This is a genomic window from Enterobacter oligotrophicus (assembly GCF_009176645.1).
Taxonomy (GTDB): Bacteria; Pseudomonadota; Gammaproteobacteria; order Enterobacterales; family Enterobacteriaceae; genus Enterobacter; species Enterobacter oligotrophicus.
Map to the genome: position 1 here is coordinate 1,326,495 of NZ_AP019007.1, position 17,643 is coordinate 1,344,137.

Genomic DNA, 17,643 nt, shown 5'->3' on the forward strand with positions numbered 1-17,643 from the left:
TAACAAGCTCCTGTAGAAGTCAGTTAAGATATCGAAGATTATTGGTAAGCGTAAAGTGATAGCCGCATTGACGGCTATCACTTTACGCTTACCCTGTATCGCCGTCGATTATTAGTATGTATTTGATGAGCATGGTCTACAGGCCAGAAAATTCAAGAGAGTGAATTATCCGACAGAAACGTTCACTTGAAGAAACGAACGACAAGCCTATAGCGTCCACCAGAGCCTAAACTAGCACGGAAAATCCCGCTCCCAACAACCAACTTAAAAATCAAACAGATACAAAAATTCCTTCCATATCAACATCATCGCTACTCTTTTTGTGCCTTCCCCTTCGCGCAAAAAATAAAAATCTCCCACAAAATCAATCACCTCCATCACCAATTACAAGGACGCCAGCCCACTTTTTAGTTGTTTAAAGTATACTGAAGTCTACTAAGCCCGCATGGAACCAGCCTTGCGGGCTTTTTTGTGTCTGTCATTGTCCGAGAGCATCCAGCTAAATCTGGTGATTATCGGTACACGTTTAGGTACACGTTATACTGTGGTCCATTAAACGTGTACCAATTATTGAAGGGATCCAGACATGGCGCGCATCACACGCCCCCTCACTAACAACGAAATCCTTAAAGCGAAACCTCGGGAAAAAGACTTCACCCTTCATGATGGTGACGGCTTGTTCTTACTCATCAAAACCTCTGGTAAAAAGCTCTGGCGCTTCCGCTATCAACGTCCGGTCAGTGGCAGCCGAACCAATTTGAGTCTTGGCTCATACCCTACCCTTACTCTCGCAGCAGCTCGTAAGATACGCGACCAGCACTTAACCGTGCTCGCACAAGGTATGGATCCGCAGCTGCAACAAGAGCAAGCATCAGAGCAACGTCAGATTGAGCTGGATAGCATTTCTCAACTGTGGCCACCAACTGGTTCAAAATGAAGAGCAAAAGCGTCACTGAAGACTATGCAAAAGATATTTGACGATCTTTAGATAAGGACGTGTTCCCTGCAATAGGCGCGATACCTGTTCAGGAAATTAAGGCCAGAACAATTGTTGAAGCATTAGAGCCAATCAAAGCGCGTGGTGCTCTGGAGACTGTTCGTCGTCTGGTACAGCGTATTAATGAGATTATGATTTACGCGGTAAATACCGGCCTGATTGACGCAAACCCAACTTCAGGAGTTGGAATGGCTTTTGAGAAGCCTAAAAAGCAAAATATGCCTACGCTTAGACCAGAAGAATTACCAAGTCTGATGCGTTCTTTGGTTATGTCAAATCTGTCTGTTCCTACTCGCTGTCTAATTGAGTGGCAACTCCTAACCCTTGTACGCCCTTCTGAAGCCTCCGGTACCCGGTGGGAAGAGATCGATCTCGACTCAAAACTCTGGACAATCCCCGCCGAACGAATGAAAGCGAAGCGTGAAAATTTAATTCCTCTATCTCCTCAGGCGCTTTATATTCTTGAAATCATGGCCCCAATCAGTAAGCACCGTGATCATGTTTTTCCAAGTAGAAATGACCCTAAGAAAGCTATGAATAACCAGACGGCTAATGCTGCACTAAGAAGAGTTGGTTGGAATGGGAAGCTAGTTGCTCACGGCTTACGCTCGATAGCTAGCACGACGCTTAATGAAGAAGGATTTAATCCAGACGTCATTGAAGCAGCACTAGCTCATTCTGATAAAAATGAGGTACGAAGAGCATATAATCGCTCTGTCTATTTACAACAAAGAGTAGAACTGATGCTGTGGTGGGGAAATTTTGTAGAAAATAAAAGAGGTTGAAGCAACCTCATCCCTTAGTGTGTGCATTGCTGCTCTTGAGCGTCATAGGGTAGGTCAGGTTACAAGTAACTTACCTACCGTAATCAGCCCTAGTATATCGAAAAATCGTGTAGGGCATATTGGTTGCTTCAACAACAAATTAGCAATTCAATAGGCTTTTTTCAATTGTTTTTTTTCTAAGAAATTCAAAAGATCGACATTACTCCAGTCCACAAACCAAGGATTTGCTACAGAATAACTGATAAAACCATCTATTTTTTCATTGTTAGGAGTAGCTTCTTGCAATTCTTTTAAAATTGACTTCAACCATATTTTTTCCATTTTAAATCAATGTACGGGCAAGACATAACATCCAAAAAGAGCATTGCCTTTTCACTATAATCCAAAATACTATCACTTGACATTAACTTGGAGTTAATAATGTCAATAACTTTACTCTTAAGTGCATTATAAATTTTTTTATTCTTTACAATATATAGACAGAACACTATATCAAAATAAGAATCAACTTCACTAAAAACATTCTCAACCAACTGTTTTGATAAATATCTTTCTTGATCTAGCTCACCTATAACATACATAATATTATATGCCTCGAGGCTAATTAGATTATCTATGGCTACTTTGCTATTATTAGCAGATTTAAGAAAGTCTTCAATTTCAAAATAAACATATGATGCAATAAGCTCACTGTATGCTGGTACTTTAGCCTTAAAATACCTGAGAGCCACGATAAGTATTGATGCCAATTTATATGATGAACTAACAGAAGGAGCAACTCTGAAAAAGAACAATGAAATATGGAGCAAAACATACATTGCATTATATATATCTTTATCTTCGACTTGATTAACTGAAGAAGTTAATCTTTTAATTCTTTCAAAAATCGCCGACACAATATAAGAGGCAACCTCACCATATCCCGCATTATTTTCGGCACATATTATTTTGACCTCATCTATAAATTTGTCAGTTAACTTCCTATTATTATATATTGGCTTTGCGATTAATTTCATTTCATCATCATACCCAATAAAAGATTCAATAAATAAATTCATTCTTTGATTGACATGATGTATAATTTTCGTTTTTGCTGTGATAAAAGGTCGAGTGTTTTTTGTTACTTTACCCAAATTTATATGCATGTTATATTCATTCAGTTTATCAGTGTAAACCTTGTATATAATTTCGGCATTAGCTTCAATTTTAGCAAAAATAAATACATCATCAACATAACGGCGAATATCATAATCGATACCCTTGCGTATCGATGGCTCAATATTATTTAATTTAAATTGAACATTTAAATCTATTTTTTGAAATATAACCTCAGCAAATATTCGACTGATTTCTGGACCGATAATTACACCATGGGTCTCGTTAAAGTTGCAACGTTGCATTAACTTATCAAAAGCATCACCAAAGTTTAATGATTTATTAGCTAACATACCTTTAGTGAAAGTCTTGGTTTTTGCTGCCCAAGAAATTGAATGAGTATAGATACTATCAAAACATTTTGAAACATCCAATGTATATAACGTATTATATTTACGCTCAAGGTCAATAAACTCATTAGACATAAAGAACTTATACAGGCGATCATATCCGTGATAGCCAAAATATGAAGAAGCATGCCGAGTCAATAGTTCATTTTTGTCGGTATCAACAGGCCCTCTCTTATATAAATTCTTATCTTCCAACAAGTTTTTATAATAATAAGTACTTGCAACCTTAACCGGTCGTCGAATAGAAAAATCACTACGGGAACAAAAATTGATCATCATTTGATTAAAATGGAGATAAAAATCTCGCATTTCAATATGAGATATGGGGTGTGGGAAGGCTAAACGTCGAAACTCCGTCTCATTTTTATTAATTTTAAAGACATAGGGAATCGTATACCTACCTTTCTTCTTTTCCCCTGGAATTATTCTTTGAATCAATGACTTAGCAGTATCATTGGCCGTTGGATATTTAACTACATTGTTATAAAAACCATTATTGGACACTATTATAGGTGTTTCATAAGGTATAGTTTCAGTAACTAAAACCCTATTAAAATCTTTTTTATTAACTCTTACTTCCTTTTTTTTAGACATATTTCCAACACATTTGAATTTTCATCATCTTTGAAGCGGAGTAATGAAAAAAATGACGTTTTTCATGGCCTCTAACAAAACTAATCTTAAGTAATCGATATTTTTTGCATTGGTTTAAGTTCGCATGAAAATCAAAGAAAACCTTACCGCTAGATGATAATACAGCTTTTCTTAAAAATACATCCAGTTCAGCAAGGCGCTTGGAAGATTTAGCATCAATAAGAGGATAATTAAAATGAATGCCCGACAACCGTTTTAATACTCTATCTGAGTCTAAAACACTAAAGTTTGTGGACAGGAATTTTAGTCTTTCACATAGCAACTCAAAATCATTGGTTTTATTAAAATCAATAATCGAATAAATCACTCTGCTTTTTACTTTATTAGCCTTTGCATGTGCAAGATCAATTTCAATTACTCTATAGAATCCTCTTATGTTGCACTCTTCAATTTTATCTCCAACGCTAAAATCGCACCCTAAATATTCAAAGGATAACAATTTCTTGGAGGGTACCGTGTTTGTTTTTTTAGAAGATTTTGGAATCAGATCGCTAATATAATATTTCTTCCCTTCATTAAATTGCAATCCATTCGGAAGGATTGATTTTACATTCTCAACAAAAGCATCACTATCTTCATAACCACTAGTGACAATAACGATATCATCTACATACCTAGCATAATAAAAAACGGAGTGGTCATCTTTCACTTGATTATCGAAATCATACATTAGTAACTCTGCCAGGTATGCACTTATTGATAATCCTCTTGGTATTCCTTTCCCACCATTCAGATAGAACGAATAAAGAAATTCCTTTAGGAGTTGCTTTGTTTTAAGCTCTAACCGCTCCAATCCATCAATTTTATTGAATATATAGTTTTTATCGAAAGATTCATAAAATGAAGATACATCCAACCTGTATATTTTATACTGTGAGCACTCTGATAAAAAAACACTTAATGTATCAACAATCTTTGTTCGAGAAGGTAATCTTAATTAATATAGTTTAGATAAATTTTTTTTAATTTTCCTCAAGACCAATACATCAGCTAACTAATCGGCCCAATATACTGTTTTCCCTCTTAACACGGATGAGCGTAAATTATATCCCAAGAACCCATCCTTATATCTTTCAATAGCCGAGTTAATAGTCTTTTCTCGAACACTGTCTAGACATAATGCTCTATTTTTATGGAAATCCTCCGGCTTGAAGCATCGTGAGAGCGTGCGCGGATTGAAAGACTGATCATACATACAATCATCCTGACTTAAGTTTTATATAATATTAATATTGCCTCCGCGAAGAATTCCTTTCAAGTCTTTTGGCGCGCAATGCTCTCCCCGCCACGCCTGCCCGCTTAAGGGGCCGCTTTTAATGCAGGTGCAAAGGTAGATTCAGGCCGCGCCGCGACGGGCGCTGGCAGGGAATGCAGGAACGGGAAAACGCATACAAAACCATGCACCTTATGGATGCATGGCTTATTTCGTCAAAAATAGCGGGATTTACGGGGATTTTTAGACAGGCTACTGTGCGGCCAGTCCGGCGCGTCGACGGGCGTAAATCATGTTCTGTGCAGGGGTGAATTTTTCACGATTATCATCCCGCGAAGGCGCGTCAGGCCTGTATCCGATGGCCGTTAAAATATCGTTATCCTGTGCAGAATAATTAATTTCATTTCCAGCGGTCAGCCAGACGGAAAGAGCTTCTCTCAGGTAAGAGGCTGAACGGTCAAGCGCGCGATTTTTTATCATCGCGGGCTGGTTTTTAATCCCCATCAGCTCCGGTGCCAGTGCGGCGGTCAGCTCTGCGCCGTTCTGCTGCATAAAATCATGCAGCCGGTTACGGATGCTGATGCGCTGTACTTCCTCGTGCGAGAAGATGTAGCGACCGGCGGCCTGATTAACTTCCCACATTTTTTACGTCAATCAGGTCACGCAGCGTCTGTAATCTGCGGGAGCCTGATACGTTGTCATCCAGCAATAATGCCTGATATTCCTGCTCTGCGGCGGCCAGTTCGGTTTTACGGTTCAGCCACGCGGTTTTGTTCGTCTGACAGGCGTCATAGGCCTGCTGTAAGGTCAGAGTGGTCACGGGTTGTCTCTCCTGATTAATGGCGGAACGGCGAGCTGTAGCAGCCTTTTACCCGACCGGGGGCTGTCGGTACCGGCGCGGGTTTCTCATCGACGACCGGCGAACGTATCACTTCAAAGATGGACTCATGCGTTTTGAATGTCGCCGAGCAGTGCACATTCTGGCACTGCAGGTAACTCTCTTTGACGCTCTCAGACATATAGCGGCTGGTGCGAACGTGGGCCGCCGTGCGGCAGAAAGGGCATCGCATCATGACAGTAGCCCCCGTGCTTTCAGGTCAGCTTCACGTTCCCGCATTTTTTCCTGCCAGACTTTTCGCTGGCCGGGCGTGGCCGCAACGTCATGCTCCATATGTGGCAGCGTGGAGGCCGACAGCCCTGTTTTAAACAGCACCGGTTCATCGGTCAGACGGATATTGCAGCCCTTAACCGCCAGCTCAAGCCACGCTTTCACCTGCTGCATAACGGTCTGCTCCGGCTCAATATATCCCTGATGGCCGGTGATATTGGCTAGCGGGTTATTCAGAACCAGTATGTTGAGTTTCATTGCCCTGACCAGTGCGCTACAGGTGTCACGCAGGGCGGTATTAAGCTCGTGCTCTGCGTACTGGCTTAGAACGCTGTGATGTGCCTGACGGTAATGGCAAAGCTCGCCACAAAACTCACTGACACCGAAATCAATTTGTTTGACGGTAATGGTTTGATTTTGCGAATCGCCCTCCTGGCACCACAGACATTTCACTGATTGTCTGGTCAGTCTGCGCTACCCAGTCCCCCGCCAGGGTGACGCGCACTGAAACTTCAGCACGCTGCTGCTGCAATTGCTCACCAGGCTTAAATCCGGAAGACTGGTTCCCCCCTTTCCTGAAACTCACCTGCGATTTTTCTTATAACCGTTTCACTGTGCATTAAGTGCTTAATTATAGTTGCAATCATCAAATGATATTAGTAATTATTATCATTAGCATTTGCATTGGTGGTTTATCTGGCAAGGTATACAGAGGTATCAGGAAACAAACCGCTCCAGGCTTGTTGACCGGTCTCACACTCAACAAATGCGTCAGAACACCGCGGCGTGGCAGCACGACGCCGCTTCGGCTGTTCAACAGGACAACGGCGCGCAAGCGTTAATGGAAGTCGGGACACGGAATACCCGATTCACCAGCGTACGTCACGGAAAAGTCACCGACAGGACCGTCCGTAACGCTGGTGAAACTCAAAAATGGCGCAGCGTCTGTCAAAGCAGGCTTAACGAAAATTAACGTCCTGCTGCTGGCATATGACTGCGTCGACTTCCTGATTTAGATCGTCAAGCGGAGAGGGATTTTCTCATGCGTATTTTGTTTGTAGGCCCGCCTCTCTATGGGCTGCTGTATCCTGTGCTGTCTCTGGCACAGGCGTTTCGCGTTAACGGCCATGAAGTGCTGATCGCCAGCGGAGGAAAATTCGCCCAAAAAGCGGCAGAGGCCGGGCTGGTGGTGTTCGACGCCGCACCCGGTTTTGATTCCGAAGCCGACTATCGCCGTCGCGAGGCACAGCGAAAAGAAAGTAACATCGGCACCAAAATGGGCAACTTCTCATTCTTTAGCGAAGAGATGGCCGACCACCTGGTGGAGTTTGCCGGACACTGGCGGCCCGATCTCATCATCTACCCTCCGCTCGGAGTCATCGGGCCGCTGATTGCGGCCAAATACGATATCCCGGTCGTGATGCAAACCGTCGGCTTCGGCCATACGCCCTGGCATATCAAAGGCGTAACGCGTTCGCTTGCGGACGCCTATCGTCGCCACGGCGTCGGGGCCGCACCGCGCGATAGGGCCTGGATCGACGTAACACCGCCGAGCATGAGCATTCTGGAAAACGACGGCGAACCCATTATTCCCATGCAGTACGTCCCGTACAACGGCGGCGCGGTGTGGGAACCGTGGTGGGAGAGGAAGCCCGATCGTAAACGTCTGCTGGTGAGTCTCGGCACCGTCAAACCGATGGTCGACGGCCTTGATCTGATCGCCTGGGTAATGGATTCCGCCAGTGAAGTCGATGCCGAGATCATCCTGCATCTTTCGGCCAATGCGCGGTCCGATCTACGCTCGCTGCCGTCAAATGTCCGCCTGGTCGACTGGATACCCATGGGTGCCTTCCTGAACGGCGCAGATGGCTTCATTCATCATGGCGGCGCAGGCAATACCCTGACGGCGCTACACGCCGGTATTCCACAGATCGTCTTCGGCCAGGGTGCCGATCGCCCGGTAAATGCCCGCGTTGTTGTCGAACGCGGCTGCGGGATCATCCCTGGCGACGGCGGCCTGTCGAGCAACATGATCAATGCTTTCCTCGACAATCGCGCGCTTCGCGACGCCTCTGAAGAGGTAGCGGCGGAAATGGCGGCGCAACCCTGCCCGAGCGAAGTGGCGAAAAGCCTGATCGCGATGGTACAGAAAGGGTAGCCATCACGCCGTCATGACGATCATACGCCAGCACGCATCCAGGAGTCATACGCCCGTAACAATGCGGGACCGGATCGCGCTGGCGCTTTTTTTTGCGGAGCGATCCGGCTCGGATCGTATTTTTTACAGACGGAGGAGGCTTAATGCCTGCGACTCACTCTCCCACACCTGCGCGGTCATGGATAGTTCGCCTGGCACGCGTGTGCTGGGAACGTAAGAAACTTAGCATCATCGTGGTGGTAGCGTCGGTATCGACTATTCTGCTGGCCGCGCTGACGCCGCTGCTGACAAGGCAAGCGGTGAACGACGCGCTGGCGGGCAATCCGGCCCGCCTGCCGTGGCTGGCCTGCGGGCTACTGCTGATCGCCTTTTTTGATTTCATCGGTAACTACGTGCGCCGCGGTTATGCCGGGGAGCTCTCGCTCTGGGTACAGCACACCCTGCGAGGACGGGCATTCGACAGCATTCAGAAACTTGACGGCGCAGGCCAGGACGCGCTGCGCACCGGGCAGGTGATCTCCCGGACCAACAGCGATCTGCAGCAGGTGCATACCCTGCTGCAGATGTGTCCGGTGCCGCTGGCAGTATTCACTTATTACATCGCCGGCATTGCCGTGATGCTGTGGATGTCACCCGCCATGACGCTCATCGTCGTGTGTGTACTGGCGTGCCTGGCGATCACTGCGCTACGCGCACGTCGTCGGGTCTTCGCGCAGACCGGTCTGGCCTCGGACCGCCTGGCGAATCTCACCGAACATATGCGCGAGGTGCTGGCGCAGATCTCCGTGGTGAAATCCTGCGTGGCGGAGCTGCGTGAAACGCGCTGGCTGGATCGCCAGTCGCGGCAGATGGTGCGTGTACGCATCGGCGCGGCCATCTCGCAGGCGATGCCAGGTGCCACCATGCTGGCGCTACCGGTGCTCGGGCAAATCGTTCTGCTGTGCTACGGCGGCTGGTCGGTCATGCACGGGCGGATCGATCTCGGAACCTTCGTGGCGTTTGCCAGCTTCCTCGCGATGCTGACCGGGCCAACCCGCGTACTGGCATCGTTTCTGGTTATCGCTCAGCGCACCCAGGCGTCCGTGGAGCGAGTGTTTGCTCTGATCGACACCCGTTCGCAGATGGAAGACGGGACGGAGGCGGTTAACGGTCAGGTTGTCGGGCTGGAACTGGAGAATATGAGCTTCGACTACCGTGGCGGCAGACGCATCCTCAGCGATGTCTCCTTTTCCCTGCACGCCGGTGAAACCGTGGCGGTGGTGGGCGCATCGGGTTCCGGGAAATCGACGCTGCTGATGCTGCTGGCGCGTTTTTACGATCCCAGCGCCGGAGAGATATGGCTCAACACCAGCGCAGGCCGACAGAACCTCCGCGATCTCAGGCTGGAGGCGCTTCGTCGTCGGGTAGGCGTTGTGTTTGAAGATGCTTTTCTGTTTGCCGGTACGGTGGCGGAAAATATCGCCTATGGCCACCCTCAGGCAACGGCGGACGACATTCGCCGCGCGGCGACGGCAGCAGGAGCCAGCGATTTTATCAACGCCCTGCCGAAAGGCTTTGATACCCGGTTAACTGAACGCGGTACGAATCTTTCCGGCGGGCAGAGGCAGCGAATCGCGCTGGCGCGGGCACTCATTACCGCACCGGAAGTGTTGATCCTCGATGACACCACTTCGGCGGTCGATGCCGGTACTGAAGCGGAGATCAACACCGCGCTGAGTCGCTATGCTGACGAAGAGCATATGCTGCTGGTGATTGCCCGACGCCGTTCAACGCTCCAGTTAGCCAGCCGAATTGTGGTGCTGGATAAGGGCCGGGTGGTGGATACCGGAACCCAGGCAGAACTTGAAGCGCGCTGTCCGGCGTTCCGTGCGCTGATGACTGGCGACGGCGATTTCCTCGCGCCTTCCCACAGTGGACATAACGAATTGTGGCCAACCGTACCAGCGGCACAAGACGATGCGCCGGAGACGGGAGATAAAGGCTTTGTCGCCCGTATGACCCGCGTGCCGGAAAAGGCAGTACAGCAGGCGCTGGCCGGTAAAGGCCGCAAAGTCACGTCGCTGCTGAAGCCCGTGGCGTGGATGTTCGTCATCGCCGCCCTGCTGATCGCACTCGATTCGGCGGCCGGCGTCGGGATACTGATACTGCTGCAGCGCGGCATTGACTCCGGCGTCGCCGCAGGCGATATGTCGACTATCGGCCTCTGCGCCCTGCTCGCCCTGTGCCTGGTGGCCGTGAGCTGGTGCTGTTATTCGCTGCAGACGGTCTTCGCCGCCAGAGCGGCGGAGTCGGTCCAGCATACGGTGCGCTTGCGCAGCTTCGGCCATATGCTGCGTCTTGGCCTCCCCTGGCATGAAAAGCATGTCGATTCGCGTCTGACCCGCATGACCGTTGATGTGGACTCCCTCGCCCGCTTTCTGCAAAACGGCCTTGCCGGTGCGGCCACCAGCCTGGTGACGATGTTCGCTATCGCCGCCGCCATGTTCTGGCTCGACCCGCTCCTGGCACTGACGGCATTAAGCGCGGTGCCAGTGGTCGCACTGGCAACCTGGATTTATCGCCGCCTCAGCTCCCCTGCTTATGCGCAGGCGCGGCTGGAAATAGGCAAAGTCAACAGCACCCTGCAGGAGAAAGTCTCCGGCTTGCGTGTCGTGCAATCGCATGGTCAGCAGGAACAGGAGGCCGCCCGGCTGCGTGCGTTATCGGATCGCTTCCGCGCAACCCGCGTGCGTGCGCAAAAATACCTTGCCGTCTATTTCCCGTTCCTGACCTTCTGCACCGAGGCCTCCTATGCCGCCGTTCTGCTGGTGGGTGCATCGCGGGTCGCCGAAGGTGAAATGACCGCCGGGGTGCTGGCGGCTTTCTTCCTGCTGCTGGGGCAATTCTACGGACCAGTTCAGCAGTTATCAGGGATTGTCGACGCCTGGCAACAGGCGACGGCCAGCGGCAAACATATCGATGAACTGCTGGCGACCGAAGGCACAGAGAACGTCGAACCCTCTTCCGCACCGCCCGCCACCGGCGCGCTGCATCTTGATGAGGTCACGTTCAGTTATCCCGACAGTCCTGAACCGGCGCTGAACAAACTTACCCTGACGATCCCTGAGGGAACGGTCATCGCGGTCGTCGGTCGCAGCGGTGCGGGTAAGTCAACGCTGATTAAGCTGATTGCCGGGTTGTATTCCCCCACCCACGGTAGGATCAGCATCGGCGATCGGATGATTGATGATGCTTCGCTTGCCGATTACCGTCGCCAGATTGGGCTGGTCGATCAGGATGTGGCGCTGTTTAGTGGTGATATAGCGGAAAACATTCGTTATTCACGGCCATCCAGCACCAATGACGACGTTGAGATTGCCTCACAGCGGGCAGGGCTGTATGAGACGGTGCGCAATCTGCCGCAGGGATTCCGGACACCGGTGAATAACGGCGGTGCCGATCTGTCCGCAGGTCAGCGCCAGCTGATTGCACTGGCTCGCGCGCAACTGGCGAATGCTCACATCCTGCTGCTCGACGAAGCTACGTCGCGTCTGGATCGCACATCCGAAGAGCGATTGATGTCATCGTTAACAGACGTTGCGCACGCCGGGAAGCACTCGGCGCTGATTGTGGCGCACCGCCTGACCACCGCGCAGCGCTGCGATCTGATTGCCGTTATCGATAAGGGGCAGCTTGCGGAATACGGCACCCACGAACAACTATTAGCTGCGGGCGGCCTCTATACCCGCTTATGGCATGACAGCGTCGGCAGTGCTGTGCCCCATCGCCAGCACGACATCACGGGGGAAATCGTGGGATAGTTATTGCGCACGTAAGACATTAAAAAACACGCTCTGAAGCGGCTGTTCCGGGAATAGCCGCTTTAGCTATTTATACTGACACCCTTAATTTTCAAAGAGAGTGAATGCTGAACATGCAACAACATCCCTCTGCTATCGCCAGGCTGCGCAGCCAGCTGGCAGCAGGCCACATTGCTAACCTTTCTGACTTCTGGCGCGACGCAGAGTCGCTGAATGTACCGCTGGTGACGCCGGTCGAAGAGGCGGAAGACGAGCGTGAAGTGACCTTTCTGTGGCGCGCCCGGCAGCCTCTGCAGGGCGTTTATCTGCGTCTGAATCGGGTGACGGATAAAGAGCACGTAGCAAAAGGGATGATGACCGCCCTTCCCGCGACGGATATCTGGACTCTGACGCTGCGTTTACCCGCAAGCTACTGCGGCTCCTATTCGCTGGTGGAAATCCCCCCCGGCACCCCGGCCGAGACGATTGCACAGTCCGGAGGCCGCTTTGCCACCCTCGCCGGGCAGGCCGATCCGCTAAACAAAACGCCGGGGATCAACGTTCGGGGAGGCGCACAGGAATCGGTGCTGGCGCTTGATAAAGCCCCCGCCCAGTCCGAATGGCGCGGCGGCTCACCCACCGGGCAATTGCTTACCTCCGCGCGCACTATCGCCGGGCAATCGCGCCGGGTTCGGCTCTATCTGCCGGATGTTGATATTTCGCAGCCCCTCGGCCTGGTGGTGCTGCCCGATGGTGAAACCTGGTTCGATCACCTTGGCGTATGCGCGGCAATTGACGCCGCCATAAATAACGGACGCATCGTGCCCGTGGCTGTACTGGGCATCGACAACATCGATGAACACGAGCGCACTGCGATACTCGGCGGGCGCAGCGAGCTGATAAAAGATATCGCCGGGCATCTGCTTCCGACGATTCGCGCCGAACAACCGCAGCGGCAGTGGGCAGACCGTTCGCGCACCGTGCTGGCGGGGCAGAGCCTCGGCGGGGTCAGCGCGCTAATGGCCGCTCGTCACGCACCGGAAACGTTCGGCCTGGCGCTCAGCCACTCCCCTTCAATGTGGTGGACGCCAGAAGGTGCCAGCCGACCAAACTTGTTCAGCGAAACCGATACGTCATGGGTGAGCGAACATCTGCTTTCGGCCCCGCCGCAGGGCGTGCGCATCCGCCTGTGCGTGGGATCGCTGGAAGGTTCGACGGTGCCGCACGTTCAGCAGCTTCATCAGCGGCTACTTACCGCTGGCGTCGACAGCCATTGCGCAATTTATACCGGTGGTCACGATTACGCATGGTGGCGCGGCGCATTGATTGACGGGCTTGGTTTACTGCAGGGTTGACTTGACCCGCGAACACTTTCAGGCAACTGTATAGGCTTCCTGAATAAATAAAATGTCACCTGCGGAAAAGGAATTATCATCAGATGTATGCCCGCGAGTATCGCCCGACACGCCCGCGCAAGGCGCTTTTCTCTCTTCTTTCTGGTCTCACTCTTATCTGTAGCGCGCAAGGTTTTGCGAAGCCGGATATGCAGCCGCTGGGGCCGAATATCGCCGATAAAGGCTCCGCGTTTTACCATTTCAGCGTCAACCCGTTCGACTCCGCCGATGGCACCCGCCATTATCGGGTATGGACGGCCGTGCCGAATAAAGCCGCACCGGCATCGGGCTACCCGATTTTATATATGCTCGACGGCAACGCAGTTATGGACCGCCTGAATGACGAACTGCTCAAACAGCTGGCAGAAAAATCACCGCCGGTGATCGTGGCTATCGGGTATCAGACCAACCTCCCCTTCGATCTCAACGGCAGGGCCTACGACTATACGCCGGCAGCAGAAAGCGGCAAAACTGATACCCGCAACGGGCGTTTTAGCCGTAAGAGTGGTGGCAGCAACGACTTCCGCCAGTTACTGGAAACGCGTATTGCGCCAAAAGTGGAACAGGGATTGAATATCGATCGGCAGCGCCGCGGCCTGTGGGGGCACTCCTACGGCGGCCTGTTCGTGCTGGATTCCTGGCTGTCCTCCTCTTACTTCCGGACGTACTACAGCGCCAGCCCGTCGTTGGGCAGAGGCAATGATGCTCTGCTAAGCCGCATCACGGCGGTTGAGCCGTCGCAATACTGCGCTAAGCGCCTGGCGATAATGGAAGGTTCGGCGACGCCGGGCGATAACCGGGAAACGCATGCTGCCGGGGTGCTGACGAAAATTCATGCCACCCTCGCCACGCTGGAAGATAAAGGCGTCAATGCCGCCTTTTGGGATTTCCCGAACCTGGGACACGGGCCGATGTTCAACGCCTCCTTCCGCGGAGCGCTGTTAGATATCAGTGGTGAAAACGCAGGTAACACAGCAGGCTGTCATTAATTAAGCCGCTAAACACTGCCCGCCTTTACGCGGGCAGTACACCTGTAACACTACGATCAGAATGACGCGGTAACACCGGCATAATAAGCCCGGCCAGGCTCGTTATAGGTATTCGCCCCTTCGGAAGATCGGTAGATCTGTTTATCGAAGATATTGCTAACACCGACGTTAAGACGCAGATTTTTATTAATATCGTAATTGAAGTTCGTCCCCACCAGCGAATAAGCTCCCAGCTCTTTACCTGACAGACCGCCAGTATCTTCACTGCGAGTTTCCGCATGGGTACGCGGTTTTTGTCTGCCGTATAAGGTCCAGTTGACGCTGGCGGAGAACGCCTGGGTGATGGTCCAGTCAAGCGAGTTATTAATGGTATATTTCGGGATGACCGACAGCGGGTTACCGGTGTCTTTTTGCTCCGAGGTGATCATCCAGGTGGCATTGGTATTCCAGTTCAGACGATCTTTCACCAGCGGGAACGCCATGCTGGCTTCGATACCGTCCACCAGCGCTTTCCCGCCATTCTGCCACTGGAGGATATATGCGCCTGAAGCGGTTTGCCCGATAACATTATCCCCGGCCACGATCTTATTCTGGTAGTCATTGCGGAAGTAGGTCACGCTGGCGTGGTAATCTTCCCAGGCGAACTCCAGCCCAATTTCTTTATTGATACTGATTTCCGGATCGAGATCTTTATTACCGATCAGGTAGCAGCCGCCCGATGTAATATCTTTTGGACAACCGTTGCCTTTTGAGTAGAGCAGATAACCTTCGCTGGATTGATACAAGTTTGGTGCTTTAAAGGTTCGGGCAATCCCCGCTTTGACTTTGAAGTAATCGCCCAATTCCTGCGAGAGGTTCAGGCTGGGGCTGAAGTTACCGCCGGACTCGTTGAGATAATCAAAGCGCAGGCCTGGAATGATATTCGTGCCGGGAACCGGCTCAATATTATCTTCAATATACAGCGCACTGATTTGGGAATGGTTTTTACTGCTGCGATCCGCAGCCGAGCCAGAAATGCCGCCGATATCACTGTCATCCACCGTCAGGCTGGTAGAGGAAGGATCGTCGAGTTCATCGCGGCTCCACTCCGCCCCCACGGTCAGCGTTTGATCGACCAGCGCATTCAGCGGAATATTAAGCTCGCCGCTGGTTCGCCAGGAGCTCAGGCGATTGGTCGTGAACTTTTCATCCGCCGAAATACGCCCTTCACCGCCGCCGGATAATCCTTCATTCATGCGGGTGTTATTGGTTTTCTCGTAATAGACACCAAAACGGCTTTGTCCCCAGTCCCAGATACCATTATGCGTAATGCCATAATTCTGCCGGTACAGGCGGTTCGTCTCTTCGCCGGATTTCGCCAGGCTTTCAGTGACGGCACTGGAAGAACTGTTTTGCGTATCGCCCGCATAGATATTCCCCTGACGGCTATATCCGGCTTCGAAATCGAGAATTTGCTGCGGATTTAATTTCCACGAGACAACGCCGTTAATATCTTTGTTGCGCACCCCTTCATGCCCGGCCGCGTTTTTCGTACCGGCCGAGGAGTTAATATCCCAGCTGTCGGCATCGGTTTTATTCAGGTTACCGTACAGGCGCATGGTCAGCGCATCGCCAGCCAGCGGCCCGCTAAGGCTGAAGTTGGCGCGACGCGTAGCGCCTTCATCGCTGCTTTCCGGCTGGTTGGTGTATAACGACAGCGAACCGTGCCAGTCGTTGGAGGGGCGTTTGGTAATGATGTTCACCACCCCGCCCGCTGCGCCCGAACCGTAGCGCGCCGCCGCAGGGCCGCGGATCACTTCGATACGCTCAACCTGTTCCGGTGGTACCCAGTTGGTGTCGCCGCGGGTATCACGCTCTCCACGCCAGCTATAACGCACGGAGTTGCGCGACGTCACCGGTACACCATCAATTAAAATTAAGGTGTTTTCCGGCCCCATACCGCGAATGTCGATCTGGCGGTTATTACCGCGTGTACCCGAGGCGCTGTTGCCGGTCAGATTGACACCAGGCATTTTGCGAATAATATCGGAGATGTCGTTGACCGGAGGGTTCTTTTTAATATCTTCGCTGGTAATAATCGACACGCCCGGCTGCTGTTTGAGTACCTGCTCAGCGGTGGCTTCCACCACCAGGGTCTCGTCGTTATCGTCGGAGGATTTGGCTACTGATACTTGACTATTCAACCCTACCAGGAGCGCAGTTAGCGGCCAGAGGATCTTGTTAATTCTCATACCCATTCCCTAATAAATGCCTAACTTAAAAGTGGTTGATCGTTAAGCTCACATCCTTGCCAGATATTTTTTACTGTCATTATTGTTTTATTATAAGAATGATAATTAATATCATTTAACGAGAGGTAAGGCAATCCTTAACAACACGGGCATGAGGCAATGAGATATTATATTCATAACGGCAACGTTGAGGCTGAACATGAGCGGAGCAGCGTTACACACAGCAATCATTGTGGATGATCACCCTCTCGCGCGTCTGGCGATTCGTGGCGTGCTGGAGAAAGAGCGCATCACCGTTATCAATGAATTTGAAGACGGGACGGCTGCGTTAAACGCGCTGGCAAGGACGACAGCGGACATTGTGGTCGTCGATGTCGAGATCCCCGGCGTGAATGGGGTTGAACTGGTCGAAAAGCTCAGGGCGCGGCACTTCGCCGGTGTAGTGATCGTGGTGTCAGCCAAAAACGACCGTTATTACAGTAAACGGTGTGCCCAGGCAGGTGCTAACGCGTTTATCAGCAAAAAACAGGATCTGGACAATATTCTTGCAGCGCTTAACGCGGCGCAAAAGGGCTACAGCTATTTCCCTTTCTTCCCGCAAGAACCGTCTGTGACGCTCACGGATGCGCAACGGCTGGAGTCGCTTTCAGCGCAAGAGATGAAGGTTATGAGTTATATGCTTAGCGGCCTTGATAATGCCCGGATTGGCGATGCAATGCATATCAGCAGTAAAACGGTCAGTACCTATAAAACACGTTTAATGGAAAAGTTAGGCTGCAAATCATTAATCGAATTGCTCTCATTTGCCCATCAAAATAAGCTGACCTGAA

General features: G+C 50.8%; 10 protein-coding genes and 4 pseudogenes. 7 read left to right on the plus strand and 7 right to left on the minus strand.

Annotated features, from left to right (window positions below; all coding sequences use genetic code 11):
- Window positions 1-586: 586 nt before the first annotated feature.
- A pseudogene (locus EoCCA6_RS06295) lies at window positions 587-1,782 on the plus strand (integrase domain-containing protein).
- A gap of 147 nt (window positions 1,783-1,929) precedes the next feature.
- Here EoCCA6_RS06295 and EoCCA6_RS21525 read toward each other — a convergent pair.
- From EoCCA6_RS21525 to EoCCA6_RS06325, 6 genes and pseudogenes are all read right to left on the minus strand, one after another.
- The gene (locus EoCCA6_RS21525) at window positions 1,930-2,103 is read right to left on the minus strand and encodes a hypothetical protein (protein WP_167515531.1); all 174 of its coding nucleotides are present in this window, start codon (window positions 2,101-2,103) and stop codon (window positions 1,930-1,932) included.
- A complete protein-coding gene (gene drt3b, locus EoCCA6_RS06300) occupies window positions 2,085-3,881 on the minus strand; it encodes an antiviral reverse transcriptase Drt3b (protein ID WP_152081943.1) in 1,797 nt (598 codons plus the stop codon). Before drt3b ends, EoCCA6_RS21525 begins: the two co-directional genes overlap by 19 nt.
- On the minus strand, window positions 3,874-4,854 hold the full coding sequence (gene drt3a / locus EoCCA6_RS06305; protein ID WP_152081944.1) for an antiviral reverse transcriptase Drt3a: 981 nt from the start codon (window positions 4,852-4,854) through the stop codon (window positions 3,874-3,876). Before drt3a ends, drt3b begins: the two co-directional genes overlap by 8 nt.
- A 552-nt stretch (window positions 4,855-5,406) precedes the next feature.
- Window positions 5,407-5,974: pseudogene (locus EoCCA6_RS06315) on the minus strand (phage polarity suppression protein).
- Between the two features lie 16 nt (window positions 5,975-5,990).
- Window positions 5,991-6,227: an ogr/Delta-like zinc finger family protein gene (locus EoCCA6_RS06320; protein ID WP_152081945.1), complete on the minus strand. Its 237-nt coding sequence runs from the start codon at window positions 6,225-6,227 to the stop codon at window positions 5,991-5,993.
- A pseudogene (locus tag EoCCA6_RS06325) lies at window positions 6,224-6,613 on the minus strand (glycoprotein 3); the annotation flags it as partial. The pseudogene EoCCA6_RS06325 and the gene EoCCA6_RS06320, both read right to left, overlap by 4 nt.
- On the opposite strand from EoCCA6_RS06325, the pseudogene EoCCA6_RS06330 reads away from it, so the two are divergent.
- The 5 genes and pseudogenes from EoCCA6_RS06330 to EoCCA6_RS06355 all read left to right on the plus strand — a co-directional run.
- A pseudogene (locus EoCCA6_RS06330) lies at window positions 6,614-6,700 on the plus strand (integrase arm-type DNA-binding domain-containing protein); the annotation flags it as partial. It abuts the pseudogene before it with no gap.
- Between the two features lie 604 nt (window positions 6,701-7,304).
- Window positions 7,305-8,420 carry a salmochelin biosynthesis C-glycosyltransferase IroB gene (gene iroB, locus EoCCA6_RS06340; RefSeq protein WP_152081946.1) on the plus strand — a complete coding sequence of 372 codons (1,116 nt, stop codon included), beginning with the start codon at window positions 7,305-7,307 and terminating at the stop codon, window positions 8,418-8,420.
- 143 nt (window positions 8,421-8,563) lie between these two features.
- The gene (gene iroC / locus EoCCA6_RS06345) at window positions 8,564-12,220 is read left to right on the plus strand and encodes a salmochelin/enterobactin export ABC transporter IroC (protein WP_152081947.1); all 3,657 of its coding nucleotides are present in this window, start codon (window positions 8,564-8,566) and stop codon (window positions 12,218-12,220) included.
- A 104-nt stretch (window positions 12,221-12,324) separates the two neighbouring features.
- Window positions 12,325-13,554, plus strand: a complete 1,230-nt coding sequence (locus EoCCA6_RS06350) for an alpha/beta hydrolase-fold protein (RefSeq protein WP_152081948.1) — start codon at window positions 12,325-12,327, stop codon at window positions 13,552-13,554.
- An 83-nt stretch (window positions 13,555-13,637) separates the two neighbouring features.
- Window positions 13,638-14,582 (plus strand): alpha/beta hydrolase, encoded by a 945-nt coding sequence (locus EoCCA6_RS06355; protein ID WP_152081949.1) that lies wholly within the window; start codon window positions 13,638-13,640, stop codon window positions 14,580-14,582.
- A gap of 56 nt (window positions 14,583-14,638) precedes the next feature.
- Here EoCCA6_RS06355 and iroN read toward each other — a convergent pair whose 3' ends face one another.
- Window positions 14,639-16,813, minus strand: a complete 2,175-nt coding sequence (iroN, locus tag EoCCA6_RS06360; RefSeq protein WP_152081950.1) for a siderophore salmochelin receptor IroN — start codon at window positions 16,811-16,813, stop codon at window positions 14,639-14,641.
- A gap of 199 nt (window positions 16,814-17,012) precedes the next feature.
- On the opposite strand from iroN, the gene evgA reads away from it, so the two are divergent.
- The gene (evgA, locus tag EoCCA6_RS06365) at window positions 17,013-17,642 is read left to right on the plus strand and encodes an acid-sensing system DNA-binding response regulator EvgA (protein ID WP_152081951.1); all 630 of its coding nucleotides are present in this window, start codon (window positions 17,013-17,015) and stop codon (window positions 17,640-17,642) included.
- Window position 17,643 lies beyond the last annotated feature (1 nt).